General features: G+C 64.0%; 16 protein-coding genes. 9 read left to right on the forward strand and 7 right to left on the reverse strand.

Going from position 1 to position 17,438, the window contains the following annotated elements; genetic code table 11:
* The first annotated feature begins 17 nt into the window (after positions 1 to 17).
* A complete protein-coding gene (locus tag BB28_RS22265) occupies positions 18 to 971 on the forward strand; it encodes an alpha/beta hydrolase (RefSeq protein ID WP_046255090.1) in 954 nt (317 codons plus the stop codon).
* Between the two features lie 33 nt (positions 972 to 1,004).
* Positions 1,005 to 1,688 (forward strand): DUF1361 domain-containing protein, encoded by a 684-nt coding sequence (locus BB28_RS22270; RefSeq protein ID WP_046255091.1) that lies wholly within the window; start codon positions 1,005 to 1,007, stop codon positions 1,686 to 1,688.
* Positions 1,689 to 1,700: 12 nt separating this feature from the next.
* On the opposite strand, the gene BB28_RS22275 is transcribed toward BB28_RS22270, so the two are convergent.
* The gene (locus BB28_RS22275; RefSeq protein ID WP_046255092.1) at positions 1,701 to 2,141 is read right to left on the reverse strand and encodes a shikimate kinase; all 441 of its coding nucleotides are present in this window, start codon (positions 2,139 to 2,141) and stop codon (positions 1,701 to 1,703) included.
* 67 nt (positions 2,142 to 2,208) lie between these two features.
* On the opposite strand from BB28_RS22275, the gene BB28_RS22280 reads away from it, so the two are divergent.
* Entirely contained in the window at positions 2,209 to 3,702 is a 1,494-nt protein-coding gene (locus BB28_RS22280) for a molybdopterin-dependent oxidoreductase (RefSeq protein WP_046256085.1), read from the forward strand.
* Here BB28_RS22280 and BB28_RS22285 read toward each other — a convergent pair whose 3' ends face one another.
* Together BB28_RS22285 and BB28_RS22290 are read right to left on the reverse strand one after the other, a co-directional pair.
* Complete coding sequence (locus tag BB28_RS22285) at positions 3,703 to 4,833, reverse strand: NDMA-dependent alcohol dehydrogenase (RefSeq protein WP_046255093.1); 1,131 nt, start codon at positions 4,831 to 4,833, stop codon at positions 3,703 to 3,705.
* A complete protein-coding gene (locus BB28_RS22290) occupies positions 4,830 to 5,858 on the reverse strand; it encodes an oxygenase MpaB family protein (protein WP_052740328.1) in 1,029 nt (342 codons plus the stop codon). Before BB28_RS22290 ends, BB28_RS22285 begins: the two co-directional genes overlap by 4 nt.
* A gap of 78 nt (positions 5,859 to 5,936) precedes the next feature.
* Between BB28_RS22290 and BB28_RS22295 the strand changes: the two genes are divergently transcribed.
* Positions 5,937 to 6,560, forward strand: a complete 624-nt coding sequence (locus BB28_RS22295; protein WP_052740330.1) for a TetR/AcrR family transcriptional regulator — start codon at positions 5,937 to 5,939, stop codon at positions 6,558 to 6,560.
* Between the two features lie 227 nt (positions 6,561 to 6,787).
* Here BB28_RS22295 and BB28_RS22300 read toward each other — a convergent pair whose 3' ends face one another.
* Positions 6,788 to 8,113: an acetyl-CoA C-acetyltransferase gene (locus BB28_RS22300; protein ID WP_046255094.1), complete on the reverse strand. Its 1,326-nt coding sequence runs from the start codon at positions 8,111 to 8,113 to the stop codon at positions 6,788 to 6,790.
* A gap of 99 nt (positions 8,114 to 8,212) precedes the next feature.
* Here BB28_RS22300 and BB28_RS22305 point away from each other — a divergent pair, with 99 nt between their 5' ends.
* From BB28_RS22305 to BB28_RS22320, 4 genes are all read left to right on the forward strand, one after another.
* Complete coding sequence (locus tag BB28_RS22305) at positions 8,213 to 9,571, forward strand: 3-oxoacyl-ACP reductase (RefSeq protein ID WP_046255095.1); 1,359 nt, start codon at positions 8,213 to 8,215, stop codon at positions 9,569 to 9,571.
* Positions 9,572 to 9,573: 2 nt separating this feature from the next.
* A complete protein-coding gene (locus tag BB28_RS22310; RefSeq protein ID WP_046255096.1) occupies positions 9,574 to 10,416 on the forward strand; it encodes a MaoC/PaaZ C-terminal domain-containing protein in 843 nt (280 codons plus the stop codon).
* Between the two features lie 234 nt (positions 10,417 to 10,650).
* The gene (locus BB28_RS22315; protein WP_046255097.1) at positions 10,651 to 11,769 is read left to right on the forward strand and encodes a sulfate ABC transporter substrate-binding protein; all 1,119 of its coding nucleotides are present in this window, start codon (positions 10,651 to 10,653) and stop codon (positions 11,767 to 11,769) included.
* Entirely contained in the window at positions 11,770 to 13,560 is a 1,791-nt protein-coding gene (locus tag BB28_RS22320; protein WP_046255098.1) for a SulP family inorganic anion transporter, read from the forward strand.
* A gap of 4 nt (positions 13,561 to 13,564) precedes the next feature.
* Here BB28_RS22320 and BB28_RS22325 read toward each other — a convergent pair whose 3' ends face one another.
* Positions 13,565 to 14,182 (reverse strand): TetR/AcrR family transcriptional regulator, encoded by a 618-nt coding sequence (locus tag BB28_RS22325; protein ID WP_030097306.1) that lies wholly within the window; start codon positions 14,180 to 14,182, stop codon positions 13,565 to 13,567.
* A gap of 174 nt (positions 14,183 to 14,356) precedes the next feature.
* On the opposite strand from BB28_RS22325, the gene BB28_RS22330 reads away from it, so the two are divergent.
* Positions 14,357 to 15,244, forward strand: a complete 888-nt coding sequence (locus BB28_RS22330; protein ID WP_046256088.1) for a TerC family protein — start codon at positions 14,357 to 14,359, stop codon at positions 15,242 to 15,244.
* On the opposite strand, the gene BB28_RS22335 is transcribed toward BB28_RS22330, so the two are convergent.
* A complete protein-coding gene (locus tag BB28_RS22335) occupies positions 15,241 to 16,536 on the reverse strand; it encodes a cytochrome P450 (RefSeq protein ID WP_046255099.1) in 1,296 nt (431 codons plus the stop codon). The two genes, BB28_RS22330 and BB28_RS22335, sit on opposite strands and share 4 nt — an antisense overlap.
* Positions 16,533 to 17,423 (reverse strand): metal-dependent hydrolase, encoded by an 891-nt coding sequence (locus tag BB28_RS22340; protein ID WP_046255100.1) that lies wholly within the window; start codon positions 17,421 to 17,423, stop codon positions 16,533 to 16,535. Before BB28_RS22340 ends, BB28_RS22335 begins: the two co-directional genes overlap by 4 nt.
* Between the last annotated feature and the right edge of the window lie 15 nt (positions 17,424 to 17,438).

The following is a 17,438-nucleotide window of genomic DNA, read 5'->3' on the forward strand; positions in this document are numbered from 1 at the left end:
CCACCTAAGGTTGCCGTATGCCTCGTTACTACCGCGACCAGCACGCGTGGAAAGACCTCCAGATGCTCCTTCCCGAGCGGCTGCGCCTGGACGAGTCGACGGCACCGCATGAGGAGTTCTGGGACTGGCGCGGCAATCAGGTGCATCTGGACCGGTACCCCAATCCCGCGGCACCGGTGAAGGTGGTGCTACTGCACGGCGTCGGCACCAACGGCCGTCAGATGTCCCTGATCCTCGGTGCGCCGTTGGCAGGCAGAGGCTTCGAGACCATCGCGATCGACAACCTCGGCTATGGGCTCACCGATGTGGCGCCGGGTTCGGTACCCGGATACGGCGACTGGGTGGACCTGGTTGTCGACTATCTGGAATACGAACGCCGTCGCGACGTGCGACCCATCGTGCTGTACGGGCTGAGCGCCGGCGGAATGCTCGCCTACCACGTCGCGGCCAAGGCGCCGCGTGACACGGTGCGCGGAATCATCGGCATGACGTTCCTGGATCAGCGAGTTCGTGAGGTGGCCGACGGCACCGCCCACGACCTGCTCACCGCACGCGTCGGGGTGCCTTTTCTGCGGCTCGCCGCCAAGACACCGGCCCGGCGAGTGCGCTACCCGATGTGGCTGGCCGCGAAGATGAGCACACTGGCGAACAGCCGGGCAGCGATGAAGATCTTCATGAAGGACCGCACGTCCGCCGCCAACTGGGTCAGCGTGAAGTTCCTGGCCGAGTACATGAGCTATGCACCCGCCATCGAGCCCGCCGATTTCGATGTCTGTCCCATCATCCTCACCCAGCCCGACGAAGACCGATGGACCCCTTACGAATTCAGTCGGCCGGTGTTGGACCCCATCACCAAGGTCCCGGTGACAGTGGTGCCGCTAGAACAGGCCGGGCACTATCCGCTGGAGGATCCCGGACTGAAGCAACTCGAAGAGGCGGCGGTCGGATTCATCCGCGCGGTCGCAGGCTGACCCCTTCGGTCAATCTTCGGGCAAACTTGACGCATGACCGAAGCCCGACGTGCCGTGCTGGTTCTCTCTCTGGTCGCAACCAGCCTGTTGACCTTCCTGCTCGGTGTCACCGATCCGGCGGCTCCCCTGTTCTACCCCACGCGGTTCCTCATCTGGAATCTGTTCCTGGCGTGGCTGCCCGTCTTCGCGGCACTGGCATTCTCTGCCGTCCGGCACAAGATCTGGCTGATACCGATTGGCCTGGTGTGGCTCGCATTCTTGCCCAACGCACCGTATCTGGTCACCGATCTGGTGCACCTCATCGACGGCATCGCATTCTGGCGTCATGTGCTGCAGTACGGCGTCGCGGCCTGGACCGGGATCATCCTCGGTGTGGTCTCACTGCGGTTGGTGCACCGGCGAATTCAGCGTGATTTCGGCATTGTCACCGGGTGGATAGTCGTCGTCGTCTCGGTCGGGCTGTGCGCCGTAGGAGTGGTGATCGGCCGCTTCCAGCGCTGGAACTCCTGGGACCTGATTCACCGTCCCGGTGCCGTCGCCGCGAGCACCCTGGAATGGGTCAGCTCTCCGTTCGCGTTTGTGGCCCACACCGGTGTGGCCGTGGCAGTCGCGGCGTTCTTCGGACTGGCCTACCTGACCGTGTGGTCGCTGTCCCCACCCGATACCAGCACCGAGATGCCATCCGCGAGGGCAGATCTCGCAGAAGCACCTGCATAAGAGCCACCTCTACTATCGCGCCAGCGCCTCGATGCGGTCGGCCAGCTCCGACACGGGAAGGCACCCATCCAGTTCCACGGCGGCGCTCTCACGCAGCAGCGGTTCGACCTCCTCGATGTTCAGCGCGATCTCGGCCCTCTCGGCTTCCGTCCGCCCGTACGGGTTGTTGGTACGAGAGCTCACCCGCGCGATGGCAACCTCCAGCGGCACGCTGAGCAGCACCACGTGGCCGAAGCTCTCGTAGAAGTCCACCTGATTGTCCACAGTTCCGGACACGACGACATCCGGATACCGGCTCAGCAGCGCCGACATCCTGACGGCGTCCCAGCCTCCGTCAGACAGCGTCCAGCCGTCGTAATCGGTGTCGACTGTCCGAAATCCGCGACGCGCCAGCTCCGCCAGCAGCGTGCTCTTGCCTGTTCCCGACATGCCCGTCACCAACACCCGCGCCACATCTGAACCATATGCGGTGGCGGCTCGTTGAAAGCAGGAGAAGAGTGGACCCCAAACGGAGGTGACGATGGAGCAGGCAGCACGACGGATCATCGCGGGCCTTATCGCCGCAGGCGCCGCACTGGCGGCCGGACAACTCACTGCCGCAGCCGTCGCACCGGATTCCGCGCCCTTCTTCGCGGTCGGGAATATGGTCGTCGACCACACCCCGGCGGCCATACGCGAGTGGGTGATCGGGGTCTTCGGCACCTCCGACAAAGCCGTGTTATTCGCGTGCCTGTCCGCGATCATCGCCCTACTCGCGGCAACCGCCGGTCTCGTGGAGCGAGAACGCCGCTATGGCTCGGCGCTTATCGCGGCGCTGGGTATCGTCGGCGCACTGGCCGCGGTAACCCGGCCGACCGGGGCGTTCACCTGGATCTGGCCATCAGTGATCGCGGCCGTGGCCGGAGTGCTCGTGCTCCGAGCCCTGGTGAGCCGTGCCGATGGCCAGGACGCGGCCGACCGACGCAAATTCTTCGGAGCAGCAGCGGTTTTCGCCCTCGGATCAGCGGGCACCTACTGGCTCGGCAACCGCTGGAGCAAGGGTGCCGTCGTCGCCGAGGAACGCCGCGACGCCGTACTGCCCGCACCCGTCGCGCCCGCTCCGCCGCTGCCCGATGGCATCAACGTCAAAGGTGCGGCCCCCTACATCACCGGTAATACGGACTTCTACCGCATCGACACGGCGCTGCGGGTGCCCCAGCTGACCACCGCCGAGTGGCAGCTCAGCATTCACGGCATGGTCGACCGCCCGCGCATCCTGACATGGGCAGACCTGAACGCCATGGCTGCAACGGAACGCGCCGTCACCCTGACCTGCGTCTCCAACGAGATCGGCGGAGATTTGATCGGTAACGCGATGTGGACCGGCTTTCCCATCAAGGCAATCCTGGAATCCGTTGGAGTCCACGGTGATGCAGACATGCTGTTGTCAAAGAGCGCCGACGGCTGGACGGCCGGCACCCCACTCGATGCACTCACCGACGGCCGTGACGCCATCTTGGCCATTGCGATGAACGGGACACCACTTCCCGTCGAGCACGGATACCCGGTCCGGCAGGTGGTGCCCGGGCTGTACGGCTACGTGTCCGCGACCAAGTGGGTTGTCGACTGGGAAATCACCCGATTCGACACCGCACGGGCGTACTGGACCGTTCGCGGCTGGTCGGAGCGGGGCCCCATCAAGACAGGCTGTCGCATCGACACGCCCCGGACGGGCGGCCGCCTGGGCGCAGGTACTCAGATCGTGGCAGGCACGGCGTGGGCCCAGCACCGGGGCATCACCAAGGTGGAAGTACAGATCGACGACGGCCCCTGGCAGTCCGCAACGCTTGCCCCCGAGTACTCGATCGACACCTGGCGGCAATGGTGGTTCGGTTGGCAGGCGACACCGGGTGAACATATCATCACGGCACGGGCCACCGACGGCACCGGAGCGGTGCAGACCGATCAGATCGCGTCCCCCGTACCCGATGGGGCGACGGGATATCCGAAGCGGCTTGTGACGGTGGCGGCCTGACTACCCGAACTCCACAATGCTACGAATATTCTTACCCTGCTTCATATCTCGATAGCCCTGTGCGATCTCGTCAAGAGCATAGGTGCGAGTCACCATCTCGTCCGTCTTGAGTTCGCCGCTGGCATAGAGCGCCAGCATGGTGGGCACTGCTTCAAACGGGCTCCAGTTCCCGTAGATGACGCCCTTGATCGTCTTCTGCATCAACGTGACCATGCTCAGATCCAGTGAAACATCCTCGGGACGGAAGGCGCCCATGCTGGTCATCGCCACCGTGCCGCCCTTACGGATAGAGTCCACGGCGGCCGTGAGATCGCCCGGCTCCATCCGGCCCACCGTGATCATGGTGGCGTCCGCGCCCTGACCGTTGGTATAGGAGCGGGCCCGATCGGCTGCCTCCTCCATCGACGCGAACACCTCAGTCGCACCGAATGTTTTTGCCGCCTCACGCTTGTACGCCACCGGGTCGACCAGCAGAACATTCGCCGCTCCGGAATGCGCGGCCCCCTGGACTGCGGCGGCGCCGACTCCACCCAGGCCCATCACGATCACCGTCTGCCCGGGCCTGACCGCGGCGGCGTTGACGGCGGTGCCCCATCCGGTGCCCATCGCACATCCCAACAGACACAACCGATTCAATGGAAGATCTTGGGGAACCTTGTACGCGGACTGGACCGAGACGGTGGTGTACTCGCTGAACGCCGAGAGCCCCAGCTGCTGCCCACACGGCTGCCCGTCGAGACGCAGCCGGTAACTGGTGGGGTCGTCGAATCTGGATCCGGTGAGCGCATAGGCACCGGCATCACAGAGCTGCTGCATACCGCGCGAACACCACAGGCAGCGGCCGCAGGCGGGAAGAAACGTCAGCACCACGTGGTCTCCGACGGCGAATTGCGTTGTGCCATCGCCCACCTTCTCCACAACGCCGGCACCCTCGTGGCCCCCGCACATCGGTAGCATCTCCACGGGGAAGTCTCCGGTAGCGATGTGATCGTCGGAATGACACAGACCGACAGCCGCCATCCGGACCATAATCTCGCCGGGCCGCGGATCTTCCACCTCTACCACGCAGGGCTCGAATTCCCCTGGCACGCTGCGTATCACCGAGGCGTGAGAACGACGATAGGACGTCATGCACTGGCCCGCTGGGCACGCCGGACAGCAGATGGTTCGCCCTTGTCGTGCGCTGCGAAATTGGCCAGTTCACGGCCGCGCATCCGGTTGATCACTCGCTGATGTTCGCGGGCATGGTAGGCAAGCGGCGAATAGGTGACACGCTCGGGCAGCACCCGAGCGGCGGCACGATAGGCGGTGAAAAGCCTACGCAGCAGACGCTCATCCCGCTGGGTCCAGGCGACGCCGAGAATGTCCCGCACCCGCTGATCCATGGCCCCGAAAGTCAGGACAAAGAAAACGCGGGAAATCGGTGCCAGCACGGGCTTTAACGCTGCGACCACGAGACTCGAGGGAACCCAACGCGGGAGCCGGCGCAGCAGCAGTGAATCCTCGATGCCGCTCAAAGGATCGACCAGTTTCCCCAGATTCTCTGCGACCGCAGGATGATTGATCAGAACCTGCCCGACCATGCGGTCGTAGTACTCCCAGAACTCTGCGCGGGTTCTGGGATACCCACGCTCGGGTACCTGAGTGATCCGGGCCAGTAGACGATTGTCCTGAAAGAGCTGCTCGTCTTCCTCGTCGGTCAGGTCCCGTCCCAGGAATCGCGGCGTCACCCGGCGCCCCGCCACATATGCCGTCGCGATCACCCAGGCGTACGCCTCCGGGTCCAGGGCGCTGATGTGCTTACCCTGCCTCCCGCCGCTCTCACCCTGCATCTGCAGCGGCTTGTGCATCGTGCGTAACCAGTAACCCTGTTCGATCGCGGCCTTACCCCCGAAGATCCACTGCTGCACTGCGTCGAAAGAACGAATGGCCCGGCCCGCCGGGTCTCGATCTGCCACCGAGTACCGATCGGTCACATCCCCGATCACCGGGTGCATGCCCTGCATGATGAACGCCGCACCGACAGCGGGCAGATACAGCCATTGCCCACCCAGGGACGCGGTCACACCGAGGGGATCGAACAGCTCGGGCACCGGCTGCGCCCAATCTCGCGAAACCGGGCCCTGCGTTGCCGGGGACTCCACCAGTGCAGTCACAACGAAACCTCCTTGTGTCGTTACCCGAGAAGCTAACGTGAACACCAGGTCGCATATAAGTCTCGTCTGGGGGCCGTCATGGCATCGGAAAATCGCAGTTCACGGCTGCGCAAGGCGCCACAGCAGCAGCGATCGCGGGAACTGGTCGCAAAAATCGTGATGGCGACCGGGCAGCTGCTGCGCACCGAAGGCCCGGAGGCGATCACCACCAACCGCATTGCCGCCATCACGGGTATCGGCAAGGGCTCGATCTATCAGTACTTCAGCACCAAAGACGACATCATCATGGCCGCGATCCGGGACGCCGCTGACCGACAGCTGCCGGGTGTCCGGTCAGCGCTGGCGGCCAACGCACTGGCGCCACCGCATCAGATGATGGACTCCGCCATCGACATGTTGATCGCATTCACCACCGACAACGCCCCTACCCTGCGCTATCTCAACGAGAATCCCGAGTTCGCACGCGAGGTCGAGGCCAGCTCGAATATGCCGGTACTGATGCAGACGATGATGACCCTGCATGTTCAGCAGTATCGCGATCAGTACCACGCTGATCTGGAAGCGGAGACGATCGCGTGGCTCTTCATCAACTCGGCGATCACCACCACGCTGATGTTCTTCCAGACCGACCGAAGTCCGATCGATCTCCAACAACTGCGGGTGGGCCTCAAACGCATGGCATACGGTCTGCTGACTTCGTAGCCGTACCGGCCGGGCTGCCCAAAAAATTAGGTAGCCCCGCGCCGCCGTCGGGTCGGGGGGTCGGACGGTGGCGCGAGGCTACCCATGTATCGACACCTACTTCCAGAGCGTTACAGCCTCTCCGAAAAATCTTGAAACTTTTTTTGACCAGATTCCGGGAATGACAAAACCCCCGGTCACAGGCGTAGTGCCGATGACCGGGGGTCTCGATGAGGTGCTTAGGTCGCTCAGGCTTCCAGGATTGCGGTCACGCCCTGGCCGCCCGCGGCGCAGACCGAGATGAGTCCGCGCACCGGCTTACCGGTCTCAGCCTTCTTCTCGGCGAGCTGCTTGGCCAGCTGGGCCACGATGCGGCCGCCGGTGGCCGCGAACGGGTGCCCGGCCGCCAGCGACGAGCCGTTGACGTTGAGCTTGGATCGGTCGATGGCGCCCAACGGCTTGTCGAGGCCGAGGCGCTCCTTGCAGTAATCCGCCGACTCCCACGCCTGCAGTGTCGCGAGCACCACCGAGGCGAACGCCTCGTGGATCTCGTAGAAGTCGAAGTCCTGCAAGGTCAGGCCGTTGCGGGCCAGCAGACGCGGCACCGCGTAGGTCGGCGCCATCAGCAGACCATCGGGACCGTTGATGTAATCCACCGCCGCGGTCTCGCCGTCGACGAAGTAGGCCAGCACGGGGATGCCACGCTCGGCGGCCCACTCCTCGCTGGACAGCAGCGCCACCGAAGCGCCATCGGTCAACGGGGTGGAGTTACCCGCGGTCATGGTGGCGTCGCCATGCTTCACACCGAACACCGGCTTCAACGTCGCCAGCTTCTCCACGCTCGAGTTCGGACGCAGGTTGTCGTCGCGGTACAGCCCCAGGAACGGGCTGATCAGGTCGTCGAAGAAGCCACGGTCGTAGGCAGCGGCCATGTTCTGGTGGCTGGCGGCGGCCAGCGCGTCCTGCTCGGTGCGCTTGACGCCCATCTGCTTGGCGGTGATGGCAGCGTGCTCGCCCATGGACAGCCCGGTGCGCGGCTCCCCGTTCTGCGGAATGTCGACGCCGAGCGCGGCGGGCAGCTTGCCCAGCAGCTTGAGCCGGGTGACGTTGTCCTTGGCGCGACGGATCGCCAGCAGGGTGTGGCGAAGATCATCACCGAAGTTGATGGGCGCATCGGAGGTGGTGTCCACACCGCCGGCCAACACCGACTCGTAACGGCCCAGCGCAATGCCGTCGGCACCCACGATGGCCGCCTGCAGACCCGTGCCACATGCCTGCTGCAGGTCGAACGCCTGCGAGTACGGGGATAGCGGGCTGCCCAACACCGATTCGCGGGTGAGATTGAAATCACGGCTCAGCTTGAGCACCGCACCGGCGATGACGGCGCCCAGGCGCTCGCCCTTGAGGTTGAAGCGATCGGACGCGCCGGTGATGGCGGCGGTCAACATGTCCTGGTTGGAGGCGTTCGCATAGGCGCCGTCCGAACGTGCGAAGGGGATGCGGTTACCACCGAGAACCGCGACGCGGCGGCGACCTTGCGAAGCGTCTGACTTGCGTGCCGAGCTAGTTGCCACTTGTCTCTCCACTGTTGAGGGGGCAGGATTACCGAGCATTCTTACTCTGGAGTAAGTTCTTTGTCGAATTCACCCTAGACCAATTACGAAGGACGGCACATGTCCCCCAAGCTCACTGACGACCTGTACGCGCTGCTGGTCAACTCCGGGCCCGGCAACTTGCTCGCCGGCCGCCTGGGTATCCCGCAGCCCGAGAACCTGCGCCGCTACAAGAAGGGCCAGCCCGCACTGGCCGGGCCCGTGCTGATCGGCGGCGAGGGCCGCCTCGCCGAGCCGCTGCGCGCCGCGCTGGCCGAGGACTACGACCTGGTGTCCAACAACCTCGGCGGCCGCTGGGCCGACAAGTTCGGCGCCCTGGTCTTCGACGCCACCGGCATCACCACACCGGTCGAGCTCAAGGGACTGCACGAGTTCTTCACCCCGCTGCTGCGCAATGTCGGCAAGTCCGGCCGTCTGCTTGTCATCGGCACCACCCCGGACAAGGCAGCCACCACCGACGAGCGCATCGCACAGCGCGCGCTGGAAGGCTTCACCCGCTCGCTGGCCAAGGAGTTCGGCAACGGCGCCACCGTGCAGCTGGTCTACGTGCACCCTGATGCCAAGACCGCCGCCACCGGCCTGGAGTCGACCGTCCGCTTCATCCTGTCGGCCAAGTCGACCTACGTGGACGGCCAGGTGTTCTATGTGGGCGCCGACGACTCCACCCCGCCTGCCGACTGGGACAAGCCGCTGGCCGGAAAGGTCGCCATCGTCACCGGCGCCGCCCGCGGTATCGGCGAGACCATCGCCGAGGTGTTCGCCCGTGACGGCGCAGCCGTCGTCGCGATCGACATGCCGTCCGATGACCTGACCGCCGTCGCCCAGAAGGTCGGCGGCACCTCGCTGGCTCTGGACGTCACCGCCGAAGACGCCATCGATCAGATCACCGCGCACCTCAAGGAGCACCACGGCGGCAAGGCCGACATCTTGGTCAACAACGCCGGTATCACCCGCGACAAGCTGCTGGCCAACATGGACGACGCCCGCTGGGACTCCGTCATCGCCGTGAACCTGCTTGCCCCGCAGCGTCTTACCGAGGGCCTCATCGACAACGGCACCATCGGAGAGGGCGGACGCATCATCGGCCTGGCCTCCATCGCCGGTATCGCCGGTAACCGCGGCCAGACCAACTACGGCGCCACCAAGGCCGGCATGATCGGCATCACCCAGGCTCTGGCGCCGTCACTGGCCGAGAAGGGCATCACCATCAACGCCGTCGCACCGGGCTTCATCGAGACCAAGATGACCGCCGCCATCCCGCTGGCCAACCGTGAGGTCGGCCGCCGCATCAACTCCCTGAACCAGGGTGGAGAGCCGGTAGATGTCGCCGAGACCATCGCCTTCTTCGCCAGCCCCGCCTCGAACGCGGTGACCGGCAACGTGGTTCGCGTCTGCGGCCAGTCCTGGCTGGGGGCCTAGCCATGGCTCAGCCGTCCGGGATTCAGAACATGGTGATGGCGGCAGTGGGTGCACTGCCGTTCATCCCCCGCCCGTCCACCCTGCCCAGCAGGGTCGTTCGGACCCACGGTGTACAAATCGACCCCGCACACGTCGCCGCCTATGCCAAGGTGACCGGCTTGAGCTTCACCGACAAGGTGCCGGTGACGTATCCGTTCGCGCTGCAGTTCCCCTCGGTCATGGCATTGGTGACGGGATTGGATTTCCCGTTCCCGGCCATCGGCACCGTGCACCTGGAGAACCACATCACCCAGCACCGCGCCATCACCGCGACCGACACCGTCGACATCGAGGTGCGCACCGAGAACCTGCGCGAGCATCGCAAGGGCCTGCTGGTGGACGTCCTGACCGACATCACGATCGGCACCGACACCGTGTGGCAGCAGACCATGACGTTCCTGCGTCAGCAGCGCACCAGCCTGTCCGACGGGCCTAAGTCGGAACCGCCGAAGGCCGTCAAACTGCCGCCGCCGAACTCGACACTGCGGATCAGCGGTGGACAGATCCGCCGGTACGCATCGGTGGGTGGGGACCACAACCCGATCCACACCTCGTCGATCGGCGCGAAGGCACTGGGCTTCCCGAAGGCAATTGCTCACGGAATGTTCACCGCCGCAGCAGTTCTGGGGAACATCCAGGGCGAGATCCCCGATGCTGTGCGTTACGACGTCAAGTTCGGCAAGCCGATTCTGCTGCCCGCCTCGGTGGGCGTGTGGATCGAGAAGGACGGCAAGGGCTGGGACATCGCCGTTCGTAATCCCAAAAAGGGTGATCCGCACCTGAACGGAACCATCACCCCGCTCTGATAGCACCTCGTCGAAGGCCCGCGACCGGTACAGCGTCGCGGGCCTTCTGCGTTCGCCGAGTCTCGACTTTCCGCGCGAAATCGCGAGAAGGCGACCCGACAACTCGACACTCGGCGAAGAAGTGTTGCCAGGCCCCCCTCGGGTAATACTCACGCTGATCTCGACAGCTGCACTTCGTCGAACCGCTCGTTACGATCGCTCGTCATTTCCTGCAGCAAATTCGAGGAGTACGTCGTGCCAGCGGACGAGGATCAGCAAGAAACGCCATCCGTCGACTGGCGCGCAGTGCTGCGACAGCTCCCTTTGTTGAACATCCTCGGCGTGGTGGCCGTCCTCGTGGCGGCCACCCTGGTGGTGGTCAAGAATCTGCCCGACCACAGCACCGACCAGCTACTCAACGTGTCCTACGACCCGACGCGTGAGCTCTACAACGTCCTCGACGGCACCTTCACCAAGCAGTACAAGGACAAGACCGGCAAGACGATCGAGATCAAGCGCACCAACGGCGGATCGGGACGGCAGGCCCGCAGTGTCCTGGATGGCAGTCAGCGCGCCGACGTGGTGTCGCTGGCATCCGTCAGTGATGTGGACACACTGAGCCTGCGCGGACTGATCGCGCCCAACTGGCGTCAGCGGCTGCCCAACAACTCCGTCCCCTACACCTCGACCATTGTGTTCGTCGTGCGCAAGGGCAACCCGCGCGATATCCACGACTGGCCCGACCTCGCCAAGGAAAACGTCGCAGTCATCACGCCGAACCCCCGCACCTCCGGCAACGGGCAGCTCTCCGTGCTCGCGGCATGGGGCTCTGTGGTGACGCGCGGAGGCACCGAAGCGGACGCACGTTCCTACCTCACGGCGCTGTTCCGCAACGTGGCCGCGCTCGACAGCGGAGCGCGCGGTGCCACCAACACATTCTCGGTTCAACGGCTCGGCGACGTGCACCTGACGTGGGAGAACGAGGCGATCAACGAGGTGAACGCCAACAAGGGCGAACTCGAGATCGTCTATCCGCCGGTGAGCATCCGCGCAGAGCCTGCGGTCGCCTGGGTGGACGCCAATCTGCACGACACCAAGCGTGCCGCGATCGCCAAGGCGTATCTGGAGTACCTGTTCACCGATGAGGCACAGGAGGTCGCCGCCCAGCGCGGTTACCGTCCGATCAAACCCGAAATCCTTGCTCGCCACAGCAATACGCTGCCCGCGATAAATCTGTTCCCCATCACGGCAATCGCGACCAGCTGGGATGACGCACGACAGAAGTTCTTCTCGGACAACGGGATCTACGAGACCATCCCGCGCACCACCGACCGGGGCACCACCACCTTCGCCTCCGACAGACAAGGACGCTAGATGCCCTCGGCACTGGGAGTATTCGAGAACTACGACGCGCTCAAGGCCCGTCGCGACATCGTCGCCGGCCTGACGGTAGCGGCGATATCCCTGCCCCAAGCCATGGCCTATGCGCTCATCGCCGGGGTCGACCCGAAGTACGGTGTCTACTCCGCGATCGTCGTCACGGCCATCGCATCGATCTTCGGGTCCTCGTCGCATCTGATCAACGGACCCACAAGCGCCATCTCACTGCTGGTATTCAGCTCGCTGGCATTCCTGGATCCGGAGAACCGCACCGGACTGTTCGAAGCCCTGTTCCTGCTGGGCGTGCTGGTCGGTGCCATCCAGATCCTCATCGCCGTCTTCAAACTCGGCGACCTCACTCGATACATCTCCGAGTCCGTCGTCATCGGATTCATGGCAAGTGCGGCCCTACTGCTGGCCATCGGCCAGCTGGCCAATGCTATTGGTGTGCGGGACAAGGGAGATGGGCACATGCAGGTGCTGCAGCGCGCCTGGCTCACCTTGTTCCACGGCGATGCCGTGAACTACCGCGCGTTGGTCCTGAGCGTCTCGGCGGTGGTGTTGGCGATACTCCTGCGCCGCCTCGTTCAACGCTATGGTCTGCCGCAGATCGACATGCTGCTGGTGCTCATCGTGACGGCGGTCATCGCGTACGCCTATGGCTGGTCGGTGCCGGACGGCACCGGACATACCGACGTGAAGATCTCCGGCAAGATCCCCGCCAGCCTTCCCGAATTCCACATCCCCGAGGTTCAGGTGAGTACCCTCGGCGAGCTTTCGCATGGCGCATTGGCCATTGCATTCATCGGTCTGATCGAGGCGTTGTCGATTGCCAAGGCCATCGCACACCACACCGGACAGCAGATCGATTACAACCGTCAGATCCTCGCCGAGGGTCTGGCCAACCTCGCCGGCGGCTTCTTCCAGAGCCTGCCCGGGTCGGGTTCGTTGTCCCGATCGGCCATCAACTACCAATCCGGTGCGGCGACCAGGTTCTCCGGAATAGTCAGTGCCGCAACGGTAACCATCGCGCTACTACTGTTCGCTCCCCTGCTCCGGTACATCCCGCAGGCGGCACTGGCCGGCCTGTTGTTGGTCACCGCGGTGCGGCTGGTCGACTTCCGGCGCCTTTCCTATGCGCTGAAGGCCTCGCGGTACGACGCCGGGCTGGTCATCATCACGGCGGTGGTCGGCGTGGCCGTGAACCTGGACACCGCGGTGCTGGTTGGTGTGGTGCTCTCGATCCTGCTGTTCGTGCCGCGCGCGGCCAAACTCAAGGCTGCCGAGCTCATCGTCACGGACGAGGGTGTGATCCGTGAGCGGACCCCCCAGGACAACCCCGCCGACGCCGCCAGCTCGGTTCGCGCCTCGTCCCCCGTCATCTACGACCTGGAGGGCGAGCTGTTCTTCGGCGCGGCACCCGAACTCGACCGCTATCTCGAGGCGCTGCACGCCCGGATCCGCGACGAGAATCTGAAGGTCGTGATCCTGAGGTTGAAGCGGGTACGTCATCCCGACGTGGTCTGCATCGAGCGCTTGGAGCACTTCATCCGAGAGCAGCAAGAGCTGGGCGTCACCGTCCTGCTCGCCGGAGTGCGACCGGATTCGCTCGCGCTGCTGCAGAACGTCGGCTTCACCGATTGGCTCCCCGCAGAGCAGGTGTTCCCTGAGGAAGACCGCGAATTCTCGGCGACGCTGAAGGCTGTGCGGTACGCGCAGACACGGTTGGCTGAAACGCCTTCGGACCCGGCGGCACACCAGGAAAAGCTCTACTACCTGGTGTGAGAACTTAGGCGCGCTTGGCCACCGGCTCATCGCGCGGACGACCACGCAGACCGCGCCAACCGAGGTTGAGCAGCGTGTCCTTGGCGCTTTCGACCTTGATATCGCCGGTCGCCACCCGGGAGGCGACAGCCTCCCCACCGCCGACGAGGGCCACGGCCATCGCGTCGTAATCGGTGTCGGGGTCGATCTCCGGTGAAGCGGCCTTGATCAGCCGCGCCACCAGTTCGATGATGCGGTCGCGCCCCTCGCGTACTTGCTTGGCGAACAGCTGCGTACTGGTGGCCTGTCCGTAGATCACGATCCACGAAGCCCGGTGGGTGTCGACGTAGTTGAGAAACGATACGACGGTGGTGCTCAACACGTCTCGTGGCGATTTCGTGAGGTCGATATCTCCACGCACCGCCTCGACGAACCTGCCGAGTTCGCGGCGTAAGCAGGCGACAAAGAGGTCTTCTTTGGAGCCGTAATACAGATAGAGCATCGGCTTGGAAATCTTGGCAGCCGCGGCGATGGCGTCCATCGAGGTGTCCCGGAAGCCGTTGAGGGCGAACTCCTGCACAGCGGCGTCCAGCATCTGCTGCTCCCGAACCGCACGGGGCAGCCGCTTGGTACCACCGGCCATGGATGCCTCCGAGGTTGGGACGTCAACGCGAACTTACTCCAGAGTAAGCTACTGAGTGGTTCGACTATTGCACACACCCCAGAACTGCGGGTCCAAAGAGAGTTTATCTGCCCGACTCGGGGGCGGCGCGCAAACGTCACCCAGCTGATACCCCCACCCCGTACCATGCGCGGCGTGGACTTCACCCTTGCGCTGACCCCCGACCTGGTGGCCGTCTTTCTGACCCTGTTCGTGCTGGAGGTGGTCCTGGGCATCGACAACGTCATCTTCATCTCCATCCTGGCCAGCAAGCTGCCCAGCGGTCAGCAGGCCCGGGCCCGCAACCTGGGGCTGACCCTGGCAATGGTGATGCGGGTGGGGTTGGTGTTCTTGGCGGGCTGGATCATCACGCTCAAAGAGGACGTTCTCGAACTGTTCGGCCAGGGATTCTCGATCAAGGACTTCATCCTGATCGCCGGCGGGCTATTCCTGGTCTACAAGGCCGTGCACGAAATACATCTCAAACTCGAAGGAACCGGCGAAGAGAGCGGAACATCCACGGGTGCAGCAACATTCAAGTCCGTACTAGTGCAGATCCTACTCCTGGACCTGGTGTTCTCACTCGACTCGGTGATCACTGCGGTGGGCATGACCAGCAACATGATCATCATCGTCACCGTGGTGGTGCTCTCCTTCGCGATCATGCTCTTCGCATCGCGGTTCGTCTTCGCCTTCGTCAACCGCCATCCCACCGTCAAGATGCTCGCGCTGTCCTTCCTGCTGCTCATCGGGGTGTTCCTCATCGCCGACGGATTCGGCATCAAGATCGACAAGGCGATGATCTACGGTCCGATGGCGTTCGCCATCCTGGTCGAGGCCCTCAACTTGATGGCCGCCGCACGTAAGGCCAAGCAGGACAACACGACTCAGCGGCCTGTTGCCCTGCGTCCCAGCTATCCCGACGTCGACGAGTCCGTGGCGATCGCCGCGGCTACCTCGACGAGTCCGGACGCAGGTTCTGTCGGACTATCCCGAAAGCCCGTGGCGGGCGAGGGCGGCGATACCCCGGCCGGACTCGGCTAACGCGCCACGAGCCGAACCCGCAGCTCCTCCAGGCCACGCAATGAGCTGTTGGTGGTCCACCTCGGCGTGCCCTCGATCTCTACGCGTCGCACTCGATTGATCAGTTCGCGCAGTACCGCTTGCCCTTCCATGCGGGCCAGCCCTGCCCCCAGACACAGATGCACACCCGAACCGAACGCCACGTGCTGGGCCACCGGGCGAGTCGCGAGAAAGCGATCTGGGTCATCGAACTCGCGCGGATCGCGGTTGGCCGCACCCCACAACAACGCCACCCGGGCACCTGCCGGGATCACCGCGTCCTCAACGGGGTAATCCTGCGCCGCAGTGCGATAGAAGTTCTGAATCGGAGAGGAATAGCGCAGCTGCTCCTCGACCGCGCCGGCAAGCAGCCGCGGATCGGACCTGATGACCTCGAACTGGTCCGGGTTCTCCGACATGGTTAAGAACATGGTGCTCAGCAGGTTGGTGGTGGTCTCATTGCCTGCCAGCAAGAGCAACAGCGCGAAATAGAACAGCTCGTCATGGCTGATCTGTCCCTCGCCGGCATCCGCGACGAGCTTGCCCAACACGGTGTCCGAACCCAGCAGGTTCCCCTTGCCGAGCTGAGTCATGAAGTAGTCATGCAGGTGCCGAACACCGTTGAGAGTTCCCGGAACCTGCCGCAAGCCCTTTGGGCTGAACTCGACATTGGCCACTCGCACCGATTCGTTGGACCAATGCCGGAAGAACGCCTCATCTTCGGGCGGAATGCCGAGAATGTGCGCGATCATCCTCATGGGTAACGGAACCGCCAGGTGCTCAACGACATCCGCGCCCGGGTCACTCAGGAGCCCCGTCACCAATTCGGCCGCCATCCGGTCTACCGTCGGCGCCCACCCCTCCAGGGCTCCACGGGTGAACCCGGGCAGCGCCTTCCGCCGTAGTTCGGTGTGCCGGGGCCGGTCCATGTTCAGCAGCACCGGAACTTCGAACCGTGCCCGCACGACGCCGTCGCGGTTGGACAACAGTGCGTCGTTGCGAGCCGCCGCACGCACGTCCTCGTAGCGACATAGGATGAAGGCATTGCGTTTTCGGTTGTAATGCACCCTGCCACCCGCCAATAGCATGCGATATCCAGGGTATGGATTGGCGGCGGTCTCCGGGTCCATCGGATCGAAAACAGTCTCCTGCACGCCCGGAAACCGGCGACCGGAAACCTTGGCCCGCATTTCGGTGGCGGCGTTGGTGATCAGTGATCGAACAACGGGTTTGGTGGTGGTGTAGACAAGACGTGCGTCGTGCTTCAGGGTCATTTCAGGTGCCCGACAAGTTCACCCTCGGTGCCGAAGAGCCTTTCTTGCCATTCGACCAAGAGGGCATTGGTGTCGATGTCGTCCGGATGGAATCCCTTGCGCTTGTAGGGTTTCATGGCGGAGTAGAAGCCACGGAAGAGTGGTCCCCGCACCAGTCTCACCGTCTCGCGTAGCACCCGCACTGGCTGCCTGCGGGCGGTCCTATCGGTCGTCGCAATGGATACCCAGCTGCTCAGCACGATGAAGGGCAACGCGATATTGGATAGCAGGTGCATCATGCCGATACGCATGCGCTCAGAGCCACCGACGGCCTGATACACATCGAACGCCACCGATTTGTGTTCGAGTTCCTCGATGGCATGCCAGTTCAGCAGGTTCTTGATCTCCTGATCCGACATCATGGCCTGCAGCTCGGGGCGGCTCAGTACGTGCTCGGCCAACACGGCGGTGAAGTGTTCGGCTCCCGCGGTGAAAGCCAGCAGCAGATGGCGCACGAGGCGGAGCCGGTCTGGATCCGGGAACTGCGCATCGAGGAAGTCCTCGGTCCGTTCGGTGCTGTCCAGGAGGAAATCGAACCACGCCGTGGGGTATCCCATCTCGGAAAGCTGCTCGTTGAGCTCACGGTGATGCAGACCATGAGTCATCTCCTGGCCGATGAAACCCGCGACGCGTTTCTTCAGGTCCGGATCGGTGATCTTCTCGCGGTACCGGCGCACCGACCGCACGAAGATGTCCTCCCCTGGCGGAAATACCGCGGACAGGAAGGCCACGGCATGACTGAAGACAATGTCGTCGTTCGCGAAATACCGTTGTCCAGAATCGGACTCGTCGAAGCGAAAGGCGATACGCCTGGTCTTCGGGTAGCTCGTCTGGGCAGTGACGGTCATGGGGATCCTCTCCGT

The sequence above is a fragment of the Mycobacteroides chelonae CCUG 47445 genome (assembly GCF_001632805.1).
Taxonomy (GTDB): Bacteria; Actinomycetota; Actinomycetes; order Mycobacteriales; family Mycobacteriaceae; genus Mycobacterium; species Mycobacterium chelonae.

Bases quoted from the DNA above. Each gene is read 5' to 3' on its own strand.
- BB28_RS22265 (WP_046255090.1), top strand. From the start codon at position 18: ATGCCTCGTTACTACCGCGACCAGCACGCGTGGAAAGACCTCCAGATG.
- BB28_RS22270 (WP_046255091.1), top strand. From the start codon at position 1,005: ATGACCGAAGCCCGACGTGCCGTGCTGGTTCTCTCTCTGGTCGCAACC.
- BB28_RS22280 (WP_046256085.1), top strand. From the start codon at position 2,209: ATGGAGCAGGCAGCACGACGGATCATCGCGGGCCTTATCGCCGCAGGC.
- BB28_RS22285 (WP_046255093.1), bottom strand. From the start codon at position 4,833: ATGACGTCCTATCGTCGTTCTCACGCCTCGGTGATACGCAGCGTGCCA.
- BB28_RS22295 (WP_052740330.1), top strand. From the start codon at position 5,937: ATGGCATCGGAAAATCGCAGTTCACGGCTGCGCAAGGCGCCACAGCAG.
- BB28_RS22305 (WP_046255095.1), top strand. From the start codon at position 8,213: ATGTCCCCCAAGCTCACTGACGACCTGTACGCGCTGCTGGTCAACTCC.
- BB28_RS22310 (WP_046255096.1), top strand. From the start codon at position 9,574: ATGGCTCAGCCGTCCGGGATTCAGAACATGGTGATGGCGGCAGTGGGT.
- BB28_RS22320 (WP_046255098.1), top strand. From the start codon at position 11,770: ATGCCCTCGGCACTGGGAGTATTCGAGAACTACGACGCGCTCAAGGCC.
- BB28_RS22325 (WP_030097306.1), bottom strand. From the start codon at position 14,182: ATGGCCGGTGGTACCAAGCGGCTGCCCCGTGCGGTTCGGGAGCAGCAG.
- BB28_RS22335 (WP_046255099.1), bottom strand. From the start codon at position 16,536: ATGACCCTGAAGCACGACGCACGTCTTGTCTACACCACCACCAAACCC.
- BB28_RS22340 (WP_046255100.1), bottom strand. From the start codon at position 17,423: ATGACCGTCACTGCCCAGACGAGCTACCCGAAGACCAGGCGTATCGCC.